This is a genomic window from Streptomyces rectiverticillatus (assembly GCF_013394065.1).
Lineage (GTDB): Bacteria > Actinomycetota > Actinomycetes > Streptomycetales > Streptomycetaceae > Streptomyces > Streptomyces rectiverticillatus.
Genome location: NZ_CP040752.1, coordinates 5580317 through 5604027 on the forward strand (window position 1 = coordinate 5580317; position 23711 = coordinate 5604027).

The 23711-nt window shown below is 73.9% G+C and carries 19 protein-coding genes; 14 read left to right on the forward strand and 5 right to left on the reverse strand.

Annotated elements, in window-relative coordinates; genetic code table 11:
- The first annotated feature begins 50 nt into the window (after positions 1–50).
- The 3 genes from FGW37_RS24465 to FGW37_RS24475 all read left to right on the forward strand — a co-directional run bounded on the left by FGW37_RS24465 (position 51) and on the right by FGW37_RS24475 (position 2061).
- Positions 51–740, forward strand: a complete 690-nt coding sequence (locus FGW37_RS24465) for a response regulator (RefSeq protein WP_179083009.1) — start codon at positions 51–53, stop codon at positions 738–740.
- A gap of 187 nt (positions 741–927) precedes the next feature.
- A complete protein-coding gene (locus FGW37_RS24470) occupies positions 928–1326 on the forward strand; it encodes an OB-fold nucleic acid binding domain-containing protein (RefSeq protein WP_079110128.1) in 399 nt (132 codons plus the stop codon).
- 3 nt (positions 1327–1329) lie between these two features.
- The gene (locus FGW37_RS24475) at positions 1330–2061 is read left to right on the forward strand and encodes a DUF3159 domain-containing protein (protein ID WP_179083010.1); all 732 of its coding nucleotides are present in this window, start codon (positions 1330–1332) and stop codon (positions 2059–2061) included.
- A gap of 83 nt (positions 2062–2144) precedes the next feature.
- On the opposite strand, the gene FGW37_RS24480 is transcribed toward FGW37_RS24475, so the two are convergent.
- Complete coding sequence (locus tag FGW37_RS24480) at positions 2145–2816, reverse strand: potassium channel family protein (RefSeq protein WP_179083011.1); 672 nt, start codon at positions 2814–2816, stop codon at positions 2145–2147.
- Complete coding sequence (locus tag FGW37_RS24485; protein ID WP_179083012.1) at positions 2813–3481, reverse strand: potassium channel family protein; 669 nt, start codon at positions 3479–3481, stop codon at positions 2813–2815. Before FGW37_RS24485 ends, FGW37_RS24480 begins: the two co-directional genes overlap by 4 nt.
- 404 nt (positions 3482–3885) lie before the next feature.
- On the opposite strand from FGW37_RS24485, the gene FGW37_RS24490 reads away from it, so the two are divergent.
- A complete protein-coding gene (locus FGW37_RS24490) occupies positions 3886–5115 on the forward strand; it encodes an IS701 family transposase (RefSeq protein ID WP_246430529.1) in 1230 nt (409 codons plus the stop codon).
- On the opposite strand, the gene FGW37_RS24495 is transcribed toward FGW37_RS24490, so the two are convergent.
- A complete protein-coding gene (locus FGW37_RS24495; RefSeq protein WP_179083013.1) occupies positions 5103–7127 on the reverse strand; it encodes a helix-turn-helix domain-containing protein in 2025 nt (674 codons plus the stop codon). The genes FGW37_RS24490 and FGW37_RS24495 overlap by 13 nt on opposite strands.
- 291 nt (positions 7128–7418) lie before the next feature.
- On the opposite strand from FGW37_RS24495, the gene FGW37_RS24500 reads away from it, so the two are divergent.
- Both FGW37_RS24500 and pabB read left to right on the forward strand, forming a co-directional pair.
- Entirely contained in the window at positions 7419–8192 is a 774-nt protein-coding gene (locus FGW37_RS24500; RefSeq protein WP_179083014.1) for a methyltransferase domain-containing protein, read from the forward strand.
- 18 nt (positions 8193–8210) lie between these two features.
- Positions 8211–10301, forward strand: coding sequence for an aminodeoxychorismate synthase component I (pabB, locus tag FGW37_RS24505; protein WP_179083015.1), 2091 nt, complete (start codon positions 8211–8213; stop codon positions 10299–10301).
- A gap of 476 nt (positions 10302–10777) precedes the next feature.
- Here the strand turns inward: pabB and FGW37_RS24510 are convergent, their stop codons facing one another.
- Positions 10778–11929 carry a transaldolase family protein gene (locus FGW37_RS24510; protein WP_179083016.1) on the reverse strand — a complete coding sequence of 384 codons (1152 nt, stop codon included), beginning with the start codon at positions 11927–11929 and terminating at the stop codon, positions 10778–10780.
- 380 nt (positions 11930–12309) lie between these two features.
- Here FGW37_RS24510 and FGW37_RS24515 point away from each other — a divergent pair, with 380 nt between their 5' ends.
- The 5 genes from FGW37_RS24515 to tal all read left to right on the forward strand — a co-directional run bounded on the left by FGW37_RS24515 (position 12310) and on the right by tal (position 18039).
- Complete coding sequence (locus FGW37_RS24515; RefSeq protein WP_179083017.1) at positions 12310–13482, forward strand: 3-deoxy-7-phosphoheptulonate synthase; 1173 nt, start codon at positions 12310–12312, stop codon at positions 13480–13482.
- A 6-nt stretch (positions 13483–13488) separates the two neighbouring features.
- On the forward strand, positions 13489–14169 hold the full coding sequence (locus FGW37_RS24520; RefSeq protein WP_179083018.1) for an isochorismatase family protein: 681 nt from the start codon (positions 13489–13491) through the stop codon (positions 14167–14169).
- Between the two features lie 203 nt (positions 14170–14372).
- Positions 14373–16289, forward strand: coding sequence for an anthranilate synthase family protein (locus FGW37_RS33005; protein WP_425506661.1), 1917 nt, complete (start codon positions 14373–14375; stop codon positions 16287–16289).
- On the forward strand, positions 16286–16771 hold the full coding sequence (locus FGW37_RS24530) for a transketolase-like TK C-terminal-containing protein (RefSeq protein WP_179083019.1): 486 nt from the start codon (positions 16286–16288) through the stop codon (positions 16769–16771). The genes FGW37_RS33005 and FGW37_RS24530 overlap by 4 nt, the downstream gene beginning before the upstream one ends.
- Before the next feature lie 185 nt (positions 16772–16956).
- Positions 16957–18039 carry a transaldolase gene (gene tal / locus FGW37_RS24535; protein WP_179083020.1) on the forward strand — a complete coding sequence of 361 codons (1083 nt, stop codon included), beginning with the start codon at positions 16957–16959 and terminating at the stop codon, positions 18037–18039.
- Here tal and FGW37_RS24540 read toward each other — a convergent pair.
- Positions 17985–18686, reverse strand: a complete 702-nt coding sequence (locus tag FGW37_RS24540; protein ID WP_179083021.1) for an NADPH-dependent FMN reductase — start codon at positions 18684–18686, stop codon at positions 17985–17987. The two genes, tal and FGW37_RS24540, sit on opposite strands and share 55 nt — an antisense overlap.
- A 764-nt stretch (positions 18687–19450) precedes the next feature.
- Here FGW37_RS24540 and FGW37_RS24545 point away from each other — a divergent pair.
- From FGW37_RS24545 to FGW37_RS24555, 3 genes are read left to right on the forward strand one after another with little or no spacing between them, the layout of a single operon-like run.
- Positions 19451–20479 carry an arylamine N-acetyltransferase family protein gene (locus tag FGW37_RS24545; protein WP_179083022.1) on the forward strand — a complete coding sequence of 343 codons (1029 nt, stop codon included), beginning with the start codon at positions 19451–19453 and terminating at the stop codon, positions 20477–20479.
- The gene (locus tag FGW37_RS24550) at positions 20476–22062 is read left to right on the forward strand and encodes a class I adenylate-forming enzyme family protein (protein ID WP_179083023.1); all 1587 of its coding nucleotides are present in this window, start codon (positions 20476–20478) and stop codon (positions 22060–22062) included. Before FGW37_RS24545 ends, FGW37_RS24550 begins: the two co-directional genes overlap by 4 nt.
- Positions 22059–23663, forward strand: a complete 1605-nt coding sequence (locus tag FGW37_RS24555) for an FAD-dependent oxidoreductase (RefSeq protein ID WP_179083024.1) — start codon at positions 22059–22061, stop codon at positions 23661–23663. Before FGW37_RS24550 ends, FGW37_RS24555 begins: the two co-directional genes overlap by 4 nt.
- Positions 23664–23711 lie beyond the last annotated feature (48 nt).

Genomic DNA, 23711 nt, shown 5'->3' on the forward strand with positions numbered 1-23711 from the left:
GATCCCGGGCCCCGCGGGTGGGCCCGCACGAACAGCAGAGGTGGTTACCGATGAACCGGGTGCTCGTGGTGGATGACGAGCCGCAGATCGTCCGCGCCCTCGTGATCAACCTCAAGGCGCGGAAGTACGAGGTCGACGCCGCGCCCGACGGCGCGACGGCCCTCCAGCTCGCCGCCGCCCGCCACCCCGACGTGGTCATCCTCGACCTCGGCCTGCCCGACATGGACGGCGTCGAGGTGATCAAGGGACTGCGGGGCTGGACCCGGGTGCCGATCCTGGTCCTGTCCGCCCGCCAGACCTCCGACGAGAAGGTCGAGGCGCTGGACGCCGGTGCGGATGACTACGTCACCAAGCCGTTCGGCATGGACGAGCTGCTGGCGAGGCTGCGGGCCGCCGTGCGGCGCGCCGAGCCGACGGGGCCGGCGGCCGCGGGGGACGACGCGATCGTCGAGACCGAGGTCTTCACCGTCGACCTCGCGGCGAAGAAGGTCAACCGCGAGGGCCGCGACGTGCGGCTGACGCCGACCGAGTGGCACCTGCTGGAGGTCCTGGTCCGCAATACGGGCCGTCTCGTCAGCCAGAAGCAGCTGCTCCAGGAGGTCTGGGGCCCGTCCTACGGCACGGAGACGAACTACCTGCGGGTGTACATGGCCCAGCTGCGGCGCAAGCTGGAACGTGACCCTTCGCATCCGAAGCACTTCATTACGGAGCCGGGGATGGGGTACCGCTTCGAGCTGTGACGGCGGTGCCGGGGGTGTCGGCCGGGGGTCCGGGGGTTGTCCCCCGGGAGGTGCTGCATTACCGAGCCGGGGATGGGATACCGCTTCGAGCTGTGACCCGGGGCTCCGCCCCGGGCCGCGGAGGACGAAACGGCAGCCCGCTCGCGGGGCAGGAACCCGCCGGGAGGGCTGCCGGTACGCTGGGTTCATGAGTGCCGTACCCCGTTCCGAGAAGCCGACCGGCCGTTTCCGCCGGATGCTCGACCGGCTGTCCACCTCGCAGGAGGAGCTGCACCACGCAGAGCTGCAGCAGGACGCGGAGGCCACGGGCTGCACGCGGATATGCGACTGCGACGACCGGCAGATAGTCAAGGTCACCGGCACACTGCGGACCGTAACGCTCCGCCCCCGTGCCGGGGTGCCCGCGCTGGAGGCCGAGCTGTTCGACGGCTCGGCCGCGCTCGACGTCGTGTGGCTCGGCCGCCGTTCCATAGTCGGCATAGAGCCCGGCCGTAAGCTGATCGCCTCCGGGCGGATCTCGATGAGCCGTGGCCGCCGGGTGCTGTTCAATCCCAAGTACGAACTCCGACCGCTCGGACAGGAGTAGCGGGTGACGTCTCTCGACAAGCCGATGACGGACCAGCAGGAGACGGGCGGTGACGGCGCCGACGCATCGGCGGCGACCAAGGCCGCCCTCTTCGAGGCCTTCGGAGGGGTGCGGGGCATGGTCGAGACGACCGTGCCGGGCCTGGTCTTCGTGGCGATCTTCACCGTCAAGCGGGACATCCACACCGCGGCCATCGCCGCGCTGGGTCTCTCCCTGCTGATGGGCATCGCCCGGCTGCTGCGCAAGGACACCGTCAAGCACGCCTTCAGCGGCGTCTTCGGGGTCGCCATCGGCGCGGTCTTCGCGATGATGACCGGCGATGCCAAGAACTTCCACCTGCCCGGCATGCTCTACACCCTGGGCCTGGCCGTGGCGTACATCGTCACGTCCGTGGCGGGCTATCCGCTGCTCGGCCTGATCCTCGGCCCGGTGTTCAAGGAGAACCTCTCCTGGCGCACCCGCAACCCCGGCCGCAAGGTCGCCTACACCAAGGCCAGCTGGGCCTGGGGCCTGATCCTGCTGACCAAGTCGGCGATCCTCTTCCCGCTGTACTGGTGGGGCGACGCCACCCAGCTCGGCTGGGTGAAGGTGGCCCTCGGCATCCCGCCGATGCTGCTCTCGGTCTACCTGACCTGGATCTTCCTGGCCAAGGCCCCGCCGCCGATCGACGTGATCGCGGAGATGGAGGCGGCGGAGCGCGCGGAGAAGGCGGAGAGCAGCAAGGCCCTGAGCTGATCTCCTTCCCCCCTCGCACACACGAAACGAACGCCGGGCGGGCTCGAAACATCGAGCCCGCCCGGCGTTCGTATGCGCGTGCGTCAGTCGGCGTCGCGCGTCGCCGACAGCAAGTCCTCCAGCTGCTCCTCGCGCGCCGGGGCCGCGACGAACAGCAGCTCGTCACCGGCCTCCAGGGAGTCCTCCCGGCTGGGGGTGAGCACCCGGTTGCCGCGGATGATCGTGACGAGCGAGGTGTCGTCCGGCCAGGCCACGTCCCCGACGCGGGTGCCGGCCAGCGCCGACTCCGGCGGCAGCGTGAGCTCCACGAGGTTGGCGTCGCCCTGGCTGAACCGCATCAGGCGCACCAGGTCGCCGACGCTCACGGCCTCCTCGACCAGCGCCGACATCAGGCGCGGCGTGGACACGGCCACGTCGACGCCCCAGGACTCGTTGAACAGCCACTCGTTCTTGGGGTTGTTCACCCGGGCCACGACCCGGGGCACCCCGTACTCGGTCTTGGCCAGCAGGGAGACGACCAGGTTGACCTTGTCGTCACCGGTGGCCGCGATGACCACGTTGCAGCGCTGCAGCGCGGCCTCGTCGAGCGAGGTGATCTCGCACGCGTCGGCCAGCAGCCACTCCGCGAGCGGCACCCGCTCGACCGAGATGGCGGTCGGGGCCTTGTCGATGAGCAGCACCTCGTGCCCGTTCTCCAGCAGCTCGCCCGCGATGGAGCGGCCGACGGCACCGGCACCGGCGATGGCGACCCTCATGAGTGCGCCTCCTCGGGGCCGTGCGCGAACGCCGCTTCGACCTGCTCGACCTCGTCGGTGCGCATCATCACATGCACCAGATCGCCTTCCTGCAACACCGTCGAGGAGGTCGGCAGCATCGCCTCGCCCAGCCGGGTGAGGAACGCCACCCGCACGCCGGTCTCCTCCTGGAGCTTGCTGATCTTGTGGCCCACCCAGGCGTCCGAGGCGGGCACCTCGGCCAGCTGGACGCCGCCGCTCGGGTCGCGCCACAGCGGCTCCGCGCCGGACGGCAGCAGCCGCCGCAGCATCTGGTCGGCCGTCCACCGCACGGTGGCCACGGTCGGGATGCCGAGCCGCTGGTAGACCTCGGCGCGCCGGGGGTCGTAGATCCGCGCGGCCACGTTCTCGACGCCGAACATCTCGCGGGCCACGCGGGCCGCGATGATGTTGGAGTTGTCACCGCTGCTGACGGCCGCGAACGCGCCCGCCTCCTCGATGCCCGCCTCGCGCAGGGTGTCCTGGTCGAAGCCGACGCCGGTCACGCGGCGGCCGCCGAACCCGGAGCCCAGGCGGCGGAAGGCCGTCGGGTCCTGGTCGATCACGGCCACCGTGTGACCCTGCTGCTCAAGGGTCTGGGCGAGGGCCGAGCCGACCCGCCCGCAGCCCATGATCACAATGTGCACGACGCTTACCCCACGCTCCGGACTACCGCGCTGACCTGCACCAACAACCTGCTCACGTGTTCCTTCCCGGTTTGCTGCGCCCGCGTGGCCGAATGCTGCCCGCGGTAATCGGCGCGGACGTCCCCGAGAGGGCGGTCCGCGCCGGTGCATGGGACCACCGTATCCGCAACGCCCCGCGCGGCTTCGCCCCCCGTCCGCCGACTGGCCCCCCGACCCGCCGCCGGGGTGGTGGTCCGGGCACACCTTCCGGGCCCTCCGGGCCTCCCACGGGGCCCCGGGAGGGCCCCGGGTGGTGGTGGGACCACCAAATGAGGGGCCACGGGGGTGCCCTTGACACCTGGGCGCCGGGGGGTGCGCACGCGCACCGTTGACAGTGCCACCAGCAGCCGAGATGGGGGATTCCGATGAGTGGTGTTGCTCTCTATCCGCGGACCGCCCGGCACGAGGCGCCCGCCCCGGCCTGCCCCGAGACCCGCGACGCCGTCCTGGCCGAGCTGTGCTCCGCGCTCTTCGCCTCGCTGCCGCGCAGCGACCAGCGCCGCCGCGGCGAGGCCTACGTGCGGGGCCTGCTGGGGACCCGGGGACGCAAGTCCATCCGCAACATCGCGGCGCTCACCGGCGGCCAGGCCGCCGAGCAGAGTCTGCACCACTTCATCTCCAGCTCCACCTGGGACTGGGCCCCGGTACGCCGCGCCCTCGCCCACTACCTGACCCGGGTCGCGCCGCCGCACGCGTGGGTCGTCCGGCCGATGGTCATCCCCAAGGCCGGGGACAACTCCGTGGGCGTCGACCGGCGCTTCTGCCCGGCCGTCGGCCAGGTGCTCAACGCGCAGCAGGCCGTGGGCGTCTGGGCCGCCTCCGGCGAGCGCAGCACCCCCGTCAACTGGCGGCTGCACCTCTCCGACGCCTGGCTGCGGGACGGGCTGCGCCGCAGTCAGGCCTGCATCCCCGACTCCGTCCGCTCCGAGTCCCTGGGGGAGTGCACGGTGGAGGCGTACGCCGGGATGATGCGCGAGTGGGGGCTGCCGCTGCGCCCGCTGGTGCTGGACGCCCGCGACCTGGACGCCCCCGCGGCCCTGCTGCGGCTGCGCGCCTGCGGGGTGCCGGCCCTGGTGCGCATCAGCAACTCGCTGCGGCTGACCGTGGCGGACCCGGCCGTGCCCGGCCGCGGTGCCGAGGCGCTGCCGGCCCACCAGATCCTCGGCGCGGCCCGCGACCTGCGCCGCCCGGTGATGTGGCGTGACCACGGTCCCTCGCGGGTCGTGCGGACCTCGCTGACCGCGGCCGTCCGCGTGGGGCTGCCCGCGCTGCGCACGGCGGCCGCGCCCGGGCCGGTGCGGCGCAGGGAGTTACTCCTGCTGGGGGTGGGCGAGAACGGCCACCGCTGGCCGGCCGAGCTGTGGCTGACGGACCTCGTCAACGCCCCGCCCGCGGCCCTGGTACGCCTGGGCAAGCTCCTGGACCGGGTCGACCGGGACTTCCGGGAGATCGCCGACGAGGTCGGCGTCCGGGACTTCGCGGGCCGCTCGTTCAGCGGCTGGCACCGGCACGTGACGCTCGCCTCCGCGGCCCACGCCGTCGCCGCGCTCACCGGCGGGCCGGAGGAGCACCTCCGGCTCGGCTACGTCTCCTGAGCCCCGGGGGTGTCCGCGCCCGCTCCGGGCCCGGCCCGGTCCCGCATCCGCAGGCTGTGCCGCACCCGGAAGACCCGCAGGGCCAGCTGCACCTCCAGGGCGCGCTCGGGCTGCTGCCACTGCGGCCCCAGCAGCTCGCTGATCCGCTCCAGGCGACGAGCCACGGTATTGGGGTGCACATGAAGTTTCTTGGCCGCGTTCGTCGGGCTGCCGCCCGCCTCGAAGTACGTCTCCAGCGTGCGCGTCAGGTCGGTGAACCGCTGCTGGTCGTAGTCGATCACCGGCCCGATGGCCGAGTCGACGAAGCCCTCCACGTCGTGGTTGTCGGAGAGCAGCACCCCGAGGAAGCCCAGCTCGCGCACCGACGCCGAACGGCCGATGACCCCCAGCGAGGTCATCGCGTCCAGGCAGCGCAGCGCCTCCTGGAAGCCGTGGTGGACGGAGGCCGGGCCCGCGACCGGGCCCGCCGAGCTCACCGTCACCGGGTGGCCGAGGAGCGGCGAGAGCTCCGCGGAGACGGCGCGGCCCGCGGCGCCCGGGTCCGTGCCCGGCAGCAGCAGCACCGCGCAGCCGTTGTGCATGCTCTTCAGCCCGCTGAGCCGGTGCGCGTAGGAGGACGCCCAGATGGCCATTTTGCCGCGGGCGTCGCCCTCGGGGCGCGCCACGACCACGACGTGCGGCTTGCTCAGGTTGATGCCGAGCCGCCGCGCGTGCTGTTCGAGCTGGTGCGGCGGCCGCTGCGGGCTCGCCAGCAGGTCGGCGAGGAAGTCGTCGCGCACCTGTCCCTCGGCGATCGCCGTCCGGCTGCTCTCCACCAGCAGCTGCACGGCCATGACCTGGGCCACCAGCCGCAGCAGCCGCTCGTCCTGCACCGCGTCGGGGCGGTCGGGGCGCAGCAGCAGGGTGCCGAGGTTGCTGCCGGTGCCCGCGGAGATGGGCACGGCCCACAGGCCGTCGGCGAGGGCCACGGGCTCTCGGGCGGCGTGGGCGTCCATGGCGGCGGGCACCAGCAGCGTCTCGACCGGAGCCGCCTCCCCGTCGTCGTTGGCGCCCGCGGCGCCCTCGGCGTCCCCGGAGTCCTCCTCGGCTTTCGCGGCCTCCCGGACCAGCCCCGCCGAGGTGAGGATGGTGCCGTTGGCGGCGCACACCTGGACCGCGGCGTTCAGCTCCGTGGCGGAGGCGCGGGCGAGGGCGTCCAGGTTGCAGTCGCCGAGCACGAGCTGGATCAGCCGGTGCTGGGCGTCGCTCAGCTCCTGGGCGCTGCGCAGCCCGGCCTCGACGCGCGTCGAGTGCTGCTCCAGCTCGGCCACCAGGGCGGTGGTCCGGTCCAGCAGCTCGGCCTTCTCGATGGCCACGCCGGCCAGGTCGCTGAGGGAGCTGAGGAGCGCTATCTCGTCGGTCGTGAAGTGCCGGACCTTGCGCTCGGCCACGTAGAGGGTGCCGAAGGGGCGCGCGCCGCGGCTCAGCGGGACGGCGAGGACGGCCTGCAGCCCCTCGGCCTTGACGACGTAGTCGATCTCGCCGCTGTGCTGGATGCGCTCGTCGGCGAGGTAGTCCGGGGTCCAGAACGGCGAGGGGTTGTCCATGACCGCGGAGCCCAGCCCGCTGCCGCCGGGCAGCCGCAGGCCCACGTTGAGCGCGGTGGTGTGGCCGTCGGCGGCCCGTATGCTCACGTACCGCTCGCCCTCGGCGTACATCCCGATGTACGACATGTCGACGGCGAGGAGCCGCCGGGCCCGCCGGAGGATGACCTTCAGGAGGGTGTCGAGGTCGTGCGGGGTCGCGAGGTCGCGCGCGGTGTCGATGAGCGCGGACATGCCGGCCTCGCGCTGCTGCTGACGCTCCGTCCATGTCCTTATGGTCAGGCCGAGTTGGACCGCGTCACTCAACCTGTCGAGGAGTTCCGGCCCCGCGCCGGAGCGTCGGATCCGTTCGACGAGGGCTTCGTATTCCTGGGCCGGTGCCCCGGCGGCCAATAGCTCCAGCACGGCGAATATGCCGTCCTCGGACATGCCTTGCGACACGATGCCCCCCGGGTCCGGTGCGCTCTGCCGCACGGATAGAGCCGCGGCACGGTATGCGGGGAAGCTATGCACACGGGCAGTGGTGCGTCAACCGCAGCCGATCAAGACGGCGTTGACGGCCGCCGCAGGCGCGGCGGGGTGCGTCCGGTGGTGTCCGGACCACCGCCGAATCCCGACGGTGTGTTACTGGATCACCTTCCTGTTAAGTGCCCTTATAGGTGAAGGTTGATGAACACCCGGCGCGTGGCCGGGAGTTGTCGCCGATTCAGGGGGCTCGGTATGACGGGGGTACGCGACTACAGGCTCTCTCTCGAACGCAGCCGTCAAGCGCTCGTGCGGGAGGACCGGCCGGCCGCTTTCACGATGTGCGGCCGTGAGTGGGATCTCTTACCGGAAGTATTTGCTCCGATTTACTCGCCGGCGACCGGAATCGCACTCGACTTCCTCGGCCTCGCCGAGACGTCCGCGGAGACGGAATCCCGGCGGTTCTCCGGGGCACCGGGTGCCCTGCGGGGATCGCTGCTGGAGATCGGCAGCGGCACCGGCGTCGTCGCCGTCGCCGCCGCCCTGGCGGGCTGCGCCCGCGTGGTCGCCGCCGACATCAATCCCGCGGCGGTACTGAACACCTCGATGAACGCGGCCCGGCACGGAGTGTCCGGCAGGGTCCGCGCCTTCCGCAGCGACCTCTTCGACCAGCTGGATCCGGGGGAAAGGTTCGACACGGTCTTCTGGTCCTCCAATTACGTGCTGGCGCCGGTGGAGTACCAGCCCCGGACCATGCACGAGCGGGCCTACATCGACCCCGGCTACGCGGCGCACAGCCGCTTCCTGGAAGAGGCGCCCGGCCTGCTGGCCCCGGGCGGCACGGTCCTGCTGCACTTCAGCAGCCGGGGGGACGTGCCCGCCCTGCGCCGCATCGCGGACCGGTGCGGCCGCCGGCTGGACGTGGTGCGCCGCACCGTCGTACGAGAAGGCGAGCACGAAGTCGAGCACATGCTGCTGGAGGTGACACCGGCGGCGGATTCCGCCCGCTGCCCGGAAGTCGTCCGATAACGCCGAAACGGGGGATACGTGCGTACGTTATTAGTCGACAACTACGACTCCTTCACCTACAACCTGTTCCACTATCTGGCCGAAGTCAACGGCCGGAAACCGGAAGTCGTCACCAACGACGACCCGTTCTGGAAAACCGGCCGGCTCACCGAATTCGACAATGTCGTCCTCTCGCCCGGACCCGGCACCCCGGAACGCGAAGCCGACTTCGGAATCTGCGCCGATATCCTGCGCCACGGCGCGCTGCCCACGCTCGGCGTCTGCCTGGGCCACCAGGGCATCGCCCTCGTGTACGGAGGCGAAGTCGGCCGGGCGCCCGAGCCCCGCCACGGCCGGGTCTCGCCCGTCCACCACGACGGCACCGGCCTCTTCGAGGGACTGCCGTCCCCTTTTGCGGCCGTGCGCTACCACTCGCTGGCCGTCGGCAGGCTGCCCGCCTGCCTGGAGGTGACGGCGCGCACGGCCGACGGCACGGTCATGGGGCTGCGCCACCGTGAGCTCCCGCTGTGGGGGGTCCAGTTCCACCCCGAGTCGATCGGCAGCGTGTACGGGCACCGCATTCTGGACAACTTTCGCCGCATGACGGAGCGTCACGGGGTGCGACGGAGCGCAAGGCCCCGCCCCGCGGCCCTCCGCACACCGGAGAAGCCGCAGCCCGGGCGCCGCCTGCGGGTCCTCACCGCGGCCCTGCCGACCCGCTGGGAGGACGAGGTCGTCTTCGACCGCCTCTTCCGCCGGGGCACGCACGCCTACTGGCTCGACAGCAGCAGGCGCGACGGTCCCACCGGACGGTTCTCCGTCATGGGGGACGCCTCCGGGCCGCTCGCCCGGACCGCCTCCGCCGACGTCCACAGCAGCACCGTCACGGTCCGCTCCCGGCACACCACCGAGGTGGTCACCGGAGGCTTCCTGGACTGGCTCGCCCGGGACCTGGAAGCGATGCGCACCGCGGAAATCCCGGCCCTGCCCTGCGACTTCGCACTCGGCTGGGTGGGCTACCTCGGCTACGGCCTGAAGGCCGAGTGCGGGGGCGAGCCCGGCCACCGGTCCGGCGAGCCGGACGCGACCATGGTCTTCGCGGACAGGGCCCTCGTCCTGGACCACGCGACCGGCACCACCCACCTCCTCGCACTCGCCGAGGACGGCGACGAGACCGCGGCCCGCTCGTGGCTCGACGCCACCGCCCGCAAGCTCACGGCCCTCGCCGGACTGCGGCCCTTTCCCGCCGGCCGCCCCGGCACCCTCGGCCAACTCCGGCTGCGCCACGGCCGCGACGCCTACCTGCAGCTCATCGACGAGTGCCGGGAACAGATCGCGGCCGGGGAGACCTACGAGGTCTGCCTGACCAACATGGCCGAGGCCACCGGCACCCTGGACCCCTGGGAGGGCTACCGCTTCCTGCGCCGCACCAGCCCCGCCCCCTTCGGCGCCCTCCTGTCCTTCGGCGGCCTCTCGGTCCTCAGCACCTCGCCCGAGCGGTTCCTGCGCATCGACCGGGACGGCCGGGCCGAGTCCAGCCCGATCAAGGGCACCCGCCCGCGGGGCACGACCCCGCAGGAGGACGCCCTGCTCGCCGCGGACCTTGCGGCCAGCGAGAAGGACCGGGCCGAGAACCTGATGATCGTGGACCTGGTCCGCAACGACCTCGGCCGCTGCGCCGAAGTCGGCTCCGTCGAGGCGAAGGACGTCTTCCGCGTGGAGAGCTACGCCAAGGCCCACCAGCTCGTGAGCACGGTACGGGCCACGCTGCGCCCGGACCGCTCGCCTGTGGACTGCGTCCGGGCGGCCTTCCCGCCGGGTTCGATGACCGGCGCGCCCAAGATCCGCACCATGCAGATCATCGAACGCCTGGAACAGGGCCCGCGCGGCGTGTATGCGGGCGCGATCGGCTACTTCTCGCTCAGCCGCGCGGTCGACCTGAGCGTCGTGATCCGCACGGCCGTGGTCACGGCGGACCGGGTGCGGTACGGGGTGGGCGGCGCGATCATCGCCCTGTCGGACCCGGAGGAGGAGTACGAGGAAACGGCGGTGAAGGCGGCCCCGCTCACCGCACTCACAGACACGGACTTCCCGGACCGCCACGGGACGAGGGACAGGGTGACGATCTGACGAACCGACAGGATCGGGGCGGGCCTCGCCCACCGGCCGGCCGGGGGAACGGGAGAGGAAGAGATGAGGCCCGCCCGCCCACCCACCGCGGGACAGGGGGAGGCGAGGTCCATCCACCCACCCGCCGGGGACAGGGGACAGGGAGGGGCGAGGTCCGCCTGCCCACCCACCGCGGGACAGGGGGAGGCGAGGTCCATCCACCCACCCGCCGGGGACAGGGGGCAGGGGGAGGCGAGGTCCATCCACCCACCCACCGCGGAAAGGCGGCAGGGAGGGGCGAGGTCCGCCCCACCCACCCACCGCGGATCGGGCGCAGGAGACGGGAGGGGACGGGGCCGCAGGGGCAGGGGTCCGGGACGCTGACGTGTATTTGCGGGCCCGACGAGGAAGGGGGCACCGATGCGGCGCCGGGCACGGGCCCGTAAATATACGGTCCCGGACCCCTGCCCCGGAGGCCCCGGCCCCGCACCCCCCACTCACCCGCCCGCCCCCACGCGCAACCGATCCGCCACCGCCCCCCGCAACGCCCCCCACGCCCGCCCCACCCGCACCGCACTCTCCTCCTCCAGCACCCCCGCCACCTCGCCGAACGACACCCCGCCCCGCTCCAGCCGCACCACAGCCGCCCGCGCCGCCCCCTCCTGCCCCGTCAGCGTGTCCCCCCGCAGCCGCCCGCGCCGCCCCGCCGCAGCCAGCGTCGCCTCGGACATCGCGCTGACGGTGCCCCAGGCCACGAGCGACTCCACGTACGGCACGCCGCGCGGCTCCGTCTCCACGGGAGAGCCGACGGACCACATCACCCGCTGCGGGCGGGCCCCCGCCGCGGCCAGGCCCCGCCAGCGCGCGCTGCCCAGCCCCTCCTCGTAGCGCCGGTACACGAGCCGGGCGATGGCCAGGGCGGCGGCGCTCCGCCCCCCCGACCCCGACCGCCCCGCCCGCCCCACCCGCAGCCGCGCGTCGACCTCGGCGTCGATCCGGGCCACGGGCAGCGAGGCGAGCGACGGGATCGCGGACAGGTCCAGGCCGGCCGCCCGGGCCCGCTCCAGGCCGGCGAACCACACGTCCACGACCTGCTCGTAGCGGCGTACGGAGAAGATGTCGGTGACGTGCACGCCGATGCCGCGGGCGAGGCACGCTCCGGTGGCGGCGAGCCCCTCGTCCGTGGCGGGGATCTTCACCAGCGCGTTGGGCCGGCAGGCGGCCCGGTGCAGGGCGGCCGCGGCGTCGGCGAAGGCGTCGGCCGTAACACGGGCGCCGCCCGCCAGCCATGGCTCCAGGCCCATCGACACGTGCCCGTCGAGCCCCTGCGTGGCGGCGAAAACCGGCCGCAGCTCGTCGCACGCGGCGCGCAGGTCGTAGGCGCACAAGGCCTGCACCGCGGTCGCGGGCGGGACGGACCGGCAGGCCAGGTGGGCCAGTTGCTGCCCGTAGGCGGTGCCGCCGGCGACCTCGGCGGCGAGCGCCCCGGGGTCGGACGTGGCCCCCCGCACCTCGCCCGCGGCGACGAGCCGGGCGAGGGTACCGGAGGCGAGGAGCGAGCGGCGCAGGCCGTCGAGCCAGGGGGAGACGCCTTCCGCGAGAAGTTCCCGCAGGACCTCACCACCAGACGTCACCGTGCGCTCTCCCATGGCAGGGTCGCCCCCTCTCCGGATCGGCCGCGGAAACACATAGGGCAGAGGTCACGACAGTAGGTCCGATCCGGGGCGCTGCGGGAACAGCCTGTCGGTACTCCGTCAACTTGGCGCGAACGGAGTCTTGACAGTCATCTGATGGAGTCGGGCCCCATCTGACGGAGTGAGCGGGGCGGGGTTGGCGGAACAGGGGCGTTCTCGGACGATCGAGAACTAACCGCGTCCGCGGCGGGCCGAGGCCCGTAGGCCACTACTCCTGCCCACACACCCCAGCAACCCAGGGAGCCGCCAAGGCCAAACCCGGCACGCCCCTTGCTTTGCCTTGCATGCTTGCTTGTTCTCAAGAGCAGTCACTTAAGCGTTTTTTGGAGAACCCCATGACCGACGCTCTGCTCGACGTCCAGGACAAACCCGCTCTCCAGCAGCCCGATTGGGGCGACGCCCCCCAGGTGCGCCGGGTCCGCGAGGAGCTGGCGCGCCGCCCGGCCCTCGTCCGCGCCGACGACGTACGGACCCTGCGCCACCACCTCGCCGAGGTCGCCCGCGGCGCCGCCCAGGTGGTCCAGGCGGGCGACTGCGCGGAGGACCCCGCGGAGTGCACCTCGGGCTACGTCGCCCGCAAGGCCGGCCTCCTGGACGTCCTGGCCGGGGTCCTGAAGATGGTCGCCCACAAGCCGGTGGTCCGCGCGGGACGCATGGCCGGGCAGTTCGCCAAGCCCCGCTCCAGTGCCACCGAGCGCGTCGCGGGGACGGAACTGCCCGTCTACCGGGGCCACATGGTCAACAACCCGGAGCCCCACCCGGAGCGCCGCCGCCCGGACCCGCAGCGCCTGCTCTCCGGCTACCTGGCGGCCGGGGAGGCCATGACGCACCTCGGCTGGCCGGACCCGTCCCGCCGCTCGGGCGTCTGCCCGCCGGTGTGGACGAGCCACGAGGCGCTCCTGCTCGACTACGAGCTGCCCATGGTGCGCGCGGGCGAGGACGGCCGTCCCCTGCTCGCGTCCGCGCACTGGCCCTGGATCGGCGAGCGCACCCGCCGCCCGGACGGCGCGCACGTCGCCCTGCTGGCCGCCGTCGCCAACCCCGTGGCCTGCAAGGTCGGGCCCTCGACGACCACGGACGAGATCCTGGCTCTGTGCGAGCTCCTCGACCCCGGCCGGGAGCACGGGCGGCTCACCCTCATCGCCCGCATGGGCGCCGACAAGGTCGGCGAGAAGCTGCCCCCGCTCGTGGCGGCGGTCCGCGACGCCGGGCACCCCGTCATCTGGCTCACCGACCCGATGCACGGCAACACCCTCACCGCGCCCGACGGCCTCAAGACGCGCCTGCTGGACACGGTGATCCGTGAGGTCCGCAACTTCCAGTGCGCGGTGCGGACCTCGGGGGGCATCGCGGGTGGTCTGCACCTGGAGACCACGCCCGAGCACGTCACCGAGTGCGTCCGCAACGAGTCCGAACTCGACCACGTGGGCGACAAGTACACGAGCTTCTGCGACCCCCGGCTCAATCCGCAGCAGGCCATCTCCGTCGTCTCGGCCTGGGAGGGCTGATCCACCATGGCAGGCATTCCCCCCATCGAGCCCTACCCGATGCCGACCCTGGGCGACCTGCCCGGGAACACCGCCGACTGGGGCGCCGACCCGGCCCGCGCCGTGCTGCTGATCCACGACATGCAGCGCTACTTCGTCGGGCACCTGCCGGAGCACCCGCGCGAGGAGCTGGTCGCCAACGCGGCCCTGCTGCGCGAGAGCGCGGCCGCGCTCGGCATCCCCGTCGCGTACACGGCGCAGCCCGGCGGCATGAACGACGAACAGCGCGGCCTGCTCAAGGACTTCTGGGGCCCGGGCATGCGCGTCGACCCGGCCGACCGGCGCGTCGTCGAGCCGCTCGCCCCGGCCCCCGGGGACTGGGTCTTCACCAAGTGGCGCTACAGCGCTTTCTTCCGCTCCGACCTGCTCGGGCGGATGCGCGCCAACGGCCGCGACCAGCTGATCGTCTGCGGGGTGTACGCCCACGTCGGCGTGCTGATGAGCGCCGTCGACGCGTTCACCAACGACATCCGCCCGTTCCTGGTCGCGGACGCCGTGGCCGACTTCTCCGCCGCGTACCACCGCCTCGCCCTGGAGTACGCGGCGGCGCGCTGCGCCGTGGTCACCACCACCAAGGACATGCTGTGCCGGCTGCAGGGCGCGGGGGGTCCTGCGGACACGCTCGCGGTACGGGGAGCGGCGGTATGAGCGCTGACCGTAGGAGCCTCGCGCGTACGAGGGCAGGGCGGCCCGTACCGGCATCCGGCCGTACCGGCCCCGCCCGTGCAGGCGCCGACCGGAAAGGACCGGACCTGACCGTGAACACGACCGTCGAACCGACTGACGAACCGACCGTCGAACCGACCGGCGAGCCAACCGTCGAACCAACCGTCGAACCGACCGACGAGCCGATCGCGAACGCCGCCGCCGTCGCCGCCGACGACCTGCTCGCCCGGGTGCTGGGCCCCCGGCCGCCCGCCTTCGCCCTCCTCCACCGCCCCGAGTCCACCGGACCGGGCGCCGTCGAACTCCTCCTGGGCGGGATCTCCCGACCGGAGACCTTGGCGTCCATCCCGCTGGAGGACGCGCCCACCGAGACGGCGCCCCGCCGCAGCGCCTCGCACGACGTCCTGGCGATCGTCCCGTACCGCCAGATCGCCGAACGGGGCTTCCGCGGGGCGGACGACGGCGCGCCGCTGCTCGCCATGACCGTCACCCACCAGGCCGTCCTGCCCCTCGCCGAGGTCCTCGCCCGGATCCCCGAGACGCCGATCACCCTGTCCGGCGGGCACTTCGACATGGACGACGAGACGTATGCGGACACCGTCCGCCGGGTCGTCGCCGACGAGATCGGCGAGGGGGAGGGCGCGAACTTCGTCATCAAGCGCTCCTTCCTCGCCGGCATCGACGGTTACACCCCCGCCCACGCCCTGACCTTCTTCCGCCGCCTCCTGGAGCGCGAGTCCGGGGCCTACTGGACCTTCGTCGTGCACACGGGCGAGCGGACGTTCGTGGGCGCCACGCCCGAGCGCCACATCAGCGTCCGCGGCGGCACCGCCGTGATGAACCCCATCAGCGGCACCTACCGCTACCCGGCCGCAGGGCCGAGCCTGCCCGAGGTCATGGACTTCCTCGCCGACCGCAAGGAGGCCGACGAGCTGTACATGGTCGTCGACGAGGAACTGAAGATGATGGCCCGCATCTGCGCGGGCGGCGGCCGCGTCGTGGGCCCCTACCTCAAGGAGATGGCGCGCCTCGCCCACACCGAGTACTTCATCGAGGGCACCACCGACCGCGACCCGCGCGAGATCCTGCGCGAGACGATGTTCGCGCCCACGGTCACGGGCAGCCCGCTGGAGAGCGCCTGCCGGGTCATCGACCGCTACGAGCCCCAGGGCCGCGGCTACTACAGCGGCATCCTCGCCCTCGTCGGGCGCGACGCGCACGGCGAGCGCACCCTGGACTCGTCGATCCTCATCCGCACCGCGGACATCGACCGCACCGGGAGTGTGCGGATCGGGGTGGGCGCCACCCTCGTGCGCCACTCCGACCCCGCGTCCGAGGTCGCCGAGACCCGCGCCAAGGCGGCCGGGCTGATCTCCGCCCTGGAGTCGGGCGGCGCCGCCCGGTTCGGCGGCCACCCGAGCGTCCGCGCCGCCCTGGAGCAGCGCAACGACAGCATCGCCGGCTTCTGGCTCGCCGAGGAGGCCGACCGGGCGCTCACCGCACCCGGCCTGGCCGGGCGGCGCGTCCTGGTCGTCGACGCGGAGGACACCTTCACCTCCATGATCGGCCATCAGCTGCGGGCCATGGGGCTGACGGTGACGGTCAGGCGCTTCGACGAGCCGTACGTCTTTGGCGGGCACGACCTCGTCGTGATGGGGCCCGGCCCCGGCGACCCGCGCGACGGCCGCCACCCCAAGATCGCCCATCTGCGGGGCGCCGTCCGCGCCCTCCTGGACGAGCGGCGGCCCTTCCTCGCCGTCTGCCTCAGCCACCAGGTGCTCTCCCTCGCCCTCGGCTTCGAGCTCGTCCGCCGGGACGTGCCCAACCAGGGCGTCCAGCGCGAGATCGACCTCTTCGGCAGTCGCGAGCGCGTCGGCTTCTACAACACCTTCGCCGCCCGCAGCGACCGCGACAGCGTGGACGTGGAGGGCATCGGCACGGTCGGGGTCAGCCGCGATCCGCTCACCGGCGAGGTGCACGCGCTGCGCGGGCCCTACTTCGCCTCCATGCAGTTCCACGCGGAATCGGTCCTCACTCAAGGAGGACCCCGCATCGTGGGCGGCCTGCTCGCCGCTCTCGCTCCGGAGGTGCCCGTCGCATGAACCCCGCCCAGATCACCGAAGCCCCTGTCCCCGTCGCCGCGGGCGATGGTGCCGCCCGCGGCGGTTACATCCTCGCCGAGGCCCACGACGCCGACCTGGCCGCCGCGGCCCCCGACGTCATCCTCGTCGCCGCGGGCGGCGAGGTGCCGACCGCCCTGGACGCCCGCCGCATCCTGCAGCGCGAGGGCATCGCCACCCGTGTGGTGTCGATGCCCTGCGCCGCGTGGTTCCACCGGCAGAGCAGCGCCTACCGCGACGCGGTCCTGCCGCCCGGCGCGCCCGCCACCGTCTCGGTGGGGGCGGCCGCGGAAGTGGGCCGGTACCAGCTCCTCGGCGGAACCGGCGAGCACGTGTGCCTGGACCACTTCGACACCGACACCCCCGGCCAGGGGTTGTACGGCCACCACGGCCTCACCCCCGAACGGGTGGCGGCCGCGGCCCGGGCGAGCCTGTCCCGCACGACGGAAAGAGGCAGGCGGTGAGGCCGGCCGACGGGGCGGGCCATGGAACGGCGGGCCATGGAACGGCGGGCTGCGCCCCGGTGGGTCCGGCCCGGGTCCCGGCCCCGGCCCGGTCTGCGGGCGGGCGCCGTGCCGCCGAGGCGGTCCCCGGCGAGGCCTGCGCCGCCGGCGCCGCTGCGGGTGGGCCCGGGGCGACCGGGGTTTCCGTGTGGCTCGACGGGCTCGCCCGGCAGCGGCTTGCGAGCGGCCGGCTGGCCGCCCTGGCCCGGCAGGGGCGCATCGCCGGTGTCGTCTCCGACCCGGCCTTCCTCGCCCGGTCCCTGATCTTGGGCCCGTACTACACGGGCCAGCTCGGTGACCTCGCCGAGCGCGGCATCCCCGCCGAGCGGGCCCTGAAGGCCCTGGCCGTCCACGACATCCGCTGGGCCTGCGACATCCTGCGGCCCGTCCACGAGGCGACCGCGGGCGTCGACGGGCTCGTCTCCGTGAGCCTCGACCCCCGCCTCGCCCACGACAGCGAGGCCACCCTCGCCGAGGCCCGCACACTGTGGCGCGCCGTCGACCGCCGCAACGCCATGCTCGGCATCCCCGCCACCCCCGCCGGCCTCACAGCTCTCAGCGCCTGTCTCGCCGAGGGCATCAACGTCAACGCCACCCTCGTCCTGTCCGCCGCACGCCACCGGCAGGCCGGCGAGGCCTACCTGGAGGGGCTGGAGCGGGCGCGCGCCGCAGGACGCCACCTCCCCGCGCTCGCGTCGGTCGCCTCCTTCCCCGTCAGCCGTGTCGACGCCGCCGTCGACGCCCTGCTCGACCGCGAGGGCACCCTGGAGGCCAGGGCCATGCGCGGCGCCACCGCCGTCGCGGCCGCCCGGCAACTCCACGCACAGTACGAGCGGATGCTGGACGGGCCCCGGTGGCACGCCCTGGCGGCCCACGGGGCCCGCCCCCAGCGGCTGCTGTGGACCGCGACGGCCGCCTCCGGCCCCGGGCTCCTGTCCATGCGCTACGCCGCCCCGCTGCTGACGCGCGGCACGGTGACGGCCGTCCCGGAGGAACTGCTGGAGGAACTGGACGCGGTACCCGCCGGCGCCGGCGACGGCGACGCGCCCGATGCCGATGCGTACACCGCCGCCGGGCGACTGCTCGGGCACCTCGAGTGGTTCGGCATCGACCACGGCGAACTGGCCCTGCGCCTGGAGTCCGAAGTGCTCAAGGAGCTCAACGACGCCTGGCATCAGCTCCTGGACGAGGTCACGCTGGCCCTCGACGGAGCGGCTGCGCCCCGCTGAGGTGCAGGCGGCACGGCCCCGTGCACAGTCCGCACGGGGCCGCGCTCTTCGCGTACGCGCGCGTGCAGCTCGCATACCGACCTGCGCTGCTCCTCCATGATGGCCACCGCCTCGAACGTGGCGTCGACCAGCTCACGCAGCGCCCGCACCGCCTCCCCTTCGGTCATCTCGCCCGCGGCGTCGAGCCGCTGGTGCGCCCGGCGGATGGCCACGGGCGGGTGCTCGACCGTGATCGCCTCGCAGCTGTCCAGCAGGTCGAACAGCGCCGGCTGGGCGTCGATGCCTCCCCGGCCGCCGGGCGAGGCGCTCAGGACGGCGGCCACCCTTCCGGTGAGCGGGCTCGCGCCGTCCGGGCGGGAGAGCCAGTCGAGGGCGTTCTTCAGCACGCCGGGCACCCCGCCGTTGTAGCAAGGCGTGCTGATCACCAGGGCGTCGGCGCCCGCGACCAGCGCGCGGGCGGCGGCCACCGCCGGGGTCGTCCCGGTGCCCTCCATGTCCCCGTTGTAGAACGGCAGCCGGCCGATCGGCAGCGAGACCACCGAGGCGGCCGGACGGGTCCGTCCGATGATGCGGCGCACGGCCCTGAGCGCCGCCGAGTTCACCGATGCGGCGCGCAGACTGCCCGAGATCAGTACCACCTTGGTCATATCGGTCCCCGCTTCTCCGTCGGAGGCCCCGGCGCGGCGCCGGTGCGGGCCGCGGTGAACGGCGGCCCTCCGGCCCTGCCGGACGGTCCGAGGGTAGATCGGCCCAGGGTGGCGCGCCCCCGCCCCGGGGCCCGTCTGTCAGGTCACCCGGCCCTGTACGGACCCGACTTGACGCACTGGCGGGCGGGCTGACGCACTCCGCCGCCGCGCGTTGGCACGGCCGCGCGGACGGCCCAGGATGGCAGGCACCCGGGCCGTGGGGAGACCCCCGGAACGGCCCTACGGCCCGAGGGGCAACGGTCGGCGGCCCGAGGGTCGGCGGTCGGCGGTCGGCGGGTCATCGGTTCGCAGGGCGGTTCGCGGGTCAGTGGTCTCCGCAGGCCGGCCGCCCGTGGGCCGCCCGCCCGCAGGCGCCGCCCGTGGGCCAGTGGTCCGCAGGCCGGTAGTCGTGGGTCCTCAACGGCCCGGCGGTCAGCAGCCAGTGGGTCAGCAGCCAGTGGGTCAACGGTCCGCGGTCAACCACCTGCGGTCAACCGCCCGGCGGTCAGCCGCCGGTGGGCCGGCGGCTCAGCGGTCCAGGGCGCAACGCCCCCGGACACCGGCCGTACGACGGCGCGCGACAGCGTCCGCCGCACGGTGGGACGCGACATCCGCCGTACGACGCCCATTGCACGACACCGCACGATGCCAGTCGCACGACACCGCCATCCGCAAGACATCAAGACGCCGCAAGACATCGCACGGGAGGAAGGAGCGTACGGCCCATGCCGAACACCGCCGTCGTCCACGGCCCCGCCGGGCCCGCACATCCCGCCGCCGGTCCGGTCCGCGCCACCGGCGCACCGGCCGGGCAGCCCGCCGCAGGCGCAACCGCATGGGACACCGCCGCCCTCGACCTGGACGCCTACCTCGCCAGGACCGGCCTGACCGACTCGACGGACCCGACCGGCCGAACCGGCCCCGCCGCCCCCACCGCGCCGCCCACCGCCCCCACCATCCACCCCCTCCCGCCGACTACCCCAACGCTGCGCGCCCTTCAGCGCGCCCACACCGCCGCCGTCAGCTTCGAGAACGTCGACGTCCTCCTCGGCCGGGACATGCCGCTCGACACCGACGCGCTCCAGCGCAAACTGGTCCGCGCGGGGCGCGGCGGCTACTGCTTCGAGCAGAACCTGCTCTTCGCCGCCGTCCTCGAACGCCTCGGCTTCCCCGTCGTCCGCCACCTCGCCCGCGTCCGCCGCGGCAGCTCCCGCGTGCGCCGCCGCTCCCACGCGACCCTCGTTGTCGAGGCGGACGGCCGCCCCTGGCTCTGCGACGTCGGCTTCGGCGACGAAGGCCCCCTCGAACCCGTACCCCTCGCCCCCGGTGCCACGGTCACCACCGGCGACTGGACCTGGCGCCTGGACCTCGAACCGGCGGAGGACCGCGCCGCGGCCGCCGCCCCCGGGCAGTGGGTCCTGCGCTCCCTGCACCCCGACGGCTGGTTCGACGTCTACTCCCTGCGCCTGGAGCACCACGTGCCCGACGACTTCGAGGCCGCCCACTACTGGACGTCCCACCACCCCCGCTCGCCGTTCACCGGCCGCCTCGTCGCCCAGCGCGGCGACGACCACGTCCGCCACACGCTCACCGACCGCACCCTCGCCGCCCGCTACGCCGACGGCCGCCTCCTGCGCACCGAACTCGCCCCCGACGAGGTCGGCCCCGTCCTGCGCGGCACCTTCGGCATCGCCCTCACCGCCGAGGAGTCCGTCCTGCTGCAGCGGCACGCCGCATCGTGGACGGCCTCATGAAGGGCCTCCGCCTCGGGCTGATCCCGGAACGGGCGGCCGCCGCGCACGGCTCCGTGCCGGTCACGCTCGACCACGACCTCGACGCGCTGCCCGGCACGGGCCGCCGGCTCACCTACGCCGGGCTCGCCGGGCACGTGGACGACCTGGCGGCCCGGCTGTGGGCGGCCGGCGTGCGCCCCACCGAGCACGTCGCCGTCCACAAGGCCGCGAACTTCGACATCTACCTGCTGGCCTGCGCCGCCGCCCGCATCGGAGCGGTCCCCGTCCTGCTCTCCCCGGAGCTCGACGGTGCCACGGCAGGCGCCCTGCTGCGCCGGTTGCGCCACCCACACCACCCACACCATCCGCATCGCCCACACCGCCCGCACCTGCTCACCGACGACGACAAGCTGCGTACGTGCCTGGCCCCGCTCGACCTGGCCGACGTCGCCGCCACGGTCCTCACCACCGGCCCCGCCCGCCCCGGCTGCACCTCCCTCGCGGCCCTGGCCGGCGCGCCGCGCCGCGCTCCCGTGCTCCTGCCCGCGGACCGCCCCGCGCTGATGACCCACACCTCCGGGACCACCGGCCTGCCCAAGCTGGTGGTGCACACGGCGGCCGGTCTCCACGGCAGGTACGCACCGCAGCGCGGGCTCGCCGCCCTGATCCGTACGCCCGAGACCTACGCGGCGCACCTCAGCCCCGTCCACTCGCGGATGTACCTGGCGCTCGCCGTCGCCCTGCCCAAGGGCATGCCGCTCGTCATCGTGGGCGACCCCGGCCCGGCGCACGTCGCGGACCTCTTCGCCCGCACCCGCCCCGGCTTCGTCGAGACCCATCCCAACTCCTTCATGGCCTGGGAGGAACTGGCCGACGATCCGCGCGAACCCCTCGCCACCGTCCGGTACTTCAGCGCCACCTTCGACGCCCTCCACCCGCCCACCATGCGCAGGCTGCTGCTCGCCTCGCGCCGCGCCTCCCCGCGGTTCCTCCAGTTCTACGGGCAGAGCGAGTGCGGCCCGCTCACCGGCCGCTGGTACACCCCGCGCACCGTCCACCGGGCCGACGGCCGCTGCCTGGGCCTGCCCCTGCCCGGCGTCCGCGTGCGTCTCGCCGCCTCCGGCGGCCACCGCCCCACGCGCGAACGCCCCGGCGCCATCGAAGTACGCGCCCCGGGCCGGGCAGCCGGCTACTTCGCCGAACCCGAACGCTTCGCACGCCAGCTGCACGACGGGTGGTGGCGCACCGGCGACATCGGCTACCGCACCCGGTTCGGCTGCCTGCACCTCCTCGACCGCGAGGTCGACGTCCTCCCCGCCCTCGGCTCCACCCTCGAAGTCGAGGACCGGCTGATGGACCGGCTGCCCGAACTCGCCGAGGTCGTCCTCGTACCCGGGCCCGGCAGGGAGCCCGTCCCCGTGGTCTGCACCCGGGGCGACGCGCCCCTCGACCCCGGCCGCTGGGCGTCCGCCGCCGCCGAGTGGCCGCAGCTCGCCGGGCCCGTACAGCTGCCCCTGTCCGCGCTGCCCCGCACCGCCACCATGAAGGTGCGCCGCTTGGAGCTCGCCCGCAGCCTGGGTGGGAGCGCGGGGCAGGCGCCGTGACTGTACCGGGGCCCGGGGCCGAGGTAACGTCCGGTTCCGGGGCCGCCGTGCTCGTCACCGGCGCCGGGCCCACCGGTCTCCTGGCTGCCTGCGAACTCCTGCGCCGCGGCGTGCCCGTGCGCCTGGTCGACTGCGCACCGCACCCCGCGCACACTCCCAGGGCCCTGTCCCTGTGGCCCCGTGCGCTCGGCATCCTCGACGACCTCGGCATCGGCGACGACGTGCGCGCCGCGTCCGTACGCATCGACGCCTACCGCTACTTCACCGGCGGCCGCCCCCTCGCCGCCTTCGCCTTCCCCGCCGGCTGCGCGGCCCGCAACCTTCCGCAGTACGAGACGGAACGGCTGCTCACCCGGCGCCTGTACGAGCTCGGCGGTACCGTCGAACGGGGCGTGCGGCTGGCGGACTTCTCCCAGGACGACGACACGGTGCGGGTGCTCCTGCGCCACGCCGACGGGCGGGGCGAAACGTGGCGCACGCCGTACCTCCTGGGTGCGGACGGCGCGAGCAGCACCGTCCGCGACCGGCTCGGGACGCCCTTCGAAGGCACCACCTACCCCATGACCTTCGCCCTCCTCGACACCCGCGTCGAAGGACACCTCCCGCACGGCGAGATCCACTACTACCAGGCGCCGTCCGGCACCCTCGTGATCGTGCCCCTGCCCGGCGGCGTCTTCCGCATCCTGACAGCCCTGCCCGCCGGAGCGCCCGCCGTCGCCGCCGTCGCCGCCGTCCCCGCCGTCCCCGCCGTCCCCGCCGTCCCCGCCGTACAAGCCCTGCTCGACGCGCGCGGGCCGGGCGGCGTACGCATCACCGAGCCCGTCCACCAGGCCGTCTTCCGCGTCCACGCCCGCCGGGCCCGCAGGCTGCGGCACGGCCGCATCCACCTCCTCGGCGACGCCGCGCACGTCCACAGCCCCGCGGGCGGCCAGGGCATGAACAACGGCCTCCAGGACGCCCACAACCTCGCCTGGAAACTCGCCGCGGTCCTCCACGGCGACTCCCCGGCCTCCCTCCTCGCCGACTACGGCCCCGAGCGCGCCGAGGCCACCCGGCGCATCGTGCGCGACACCGACCTGCAGACGCGGGCGTGGATGGCGGACGGCCGGGTGCGCGTAGCGGCCCGTGACGCCGCGTTCCGTCTCCTGGAGCGAACGGGGGCGGTCACGCGCTTCTACGCCCCCGTCATGGCCGGGCACCGCCTCGCGTACCGGCCGCGGCGCGCCACGCAGGAGCCGGCCCGCCCGGCGGCGTGCCGCCTGCCGGGCGGCGTACGGGCCGGGGCCCTGTTCCCCCGCGGGCTCGCCCTCGCTTACGGCATCAGCGGCCCGGAAGCGGACCCGTCGGAGTGGGCCCTGGCCTTGGTCCTCCGCGCGGGAACGCTCCCTGCCTGGTCGGAGAAGGCCGCCCAACTGGCCGCCGCCCACCGCCGCATACGCCCGTACCGCCTCCCCCTGGACACCACAGCCCCCACAACCCACTGCCATCGCCCGGGCTACTACCTGATCCGCCCGGACGGCCACATAGCAGCCCACGGCCACGCCCACGACACCCCCCACCTACAGACGGAACTGACCCACGCCACGACAACCTTCTCCTGACCCCGTCCGACACGCCGGCGGCACCCTTCCTTCCGCCGCGACGGTGAT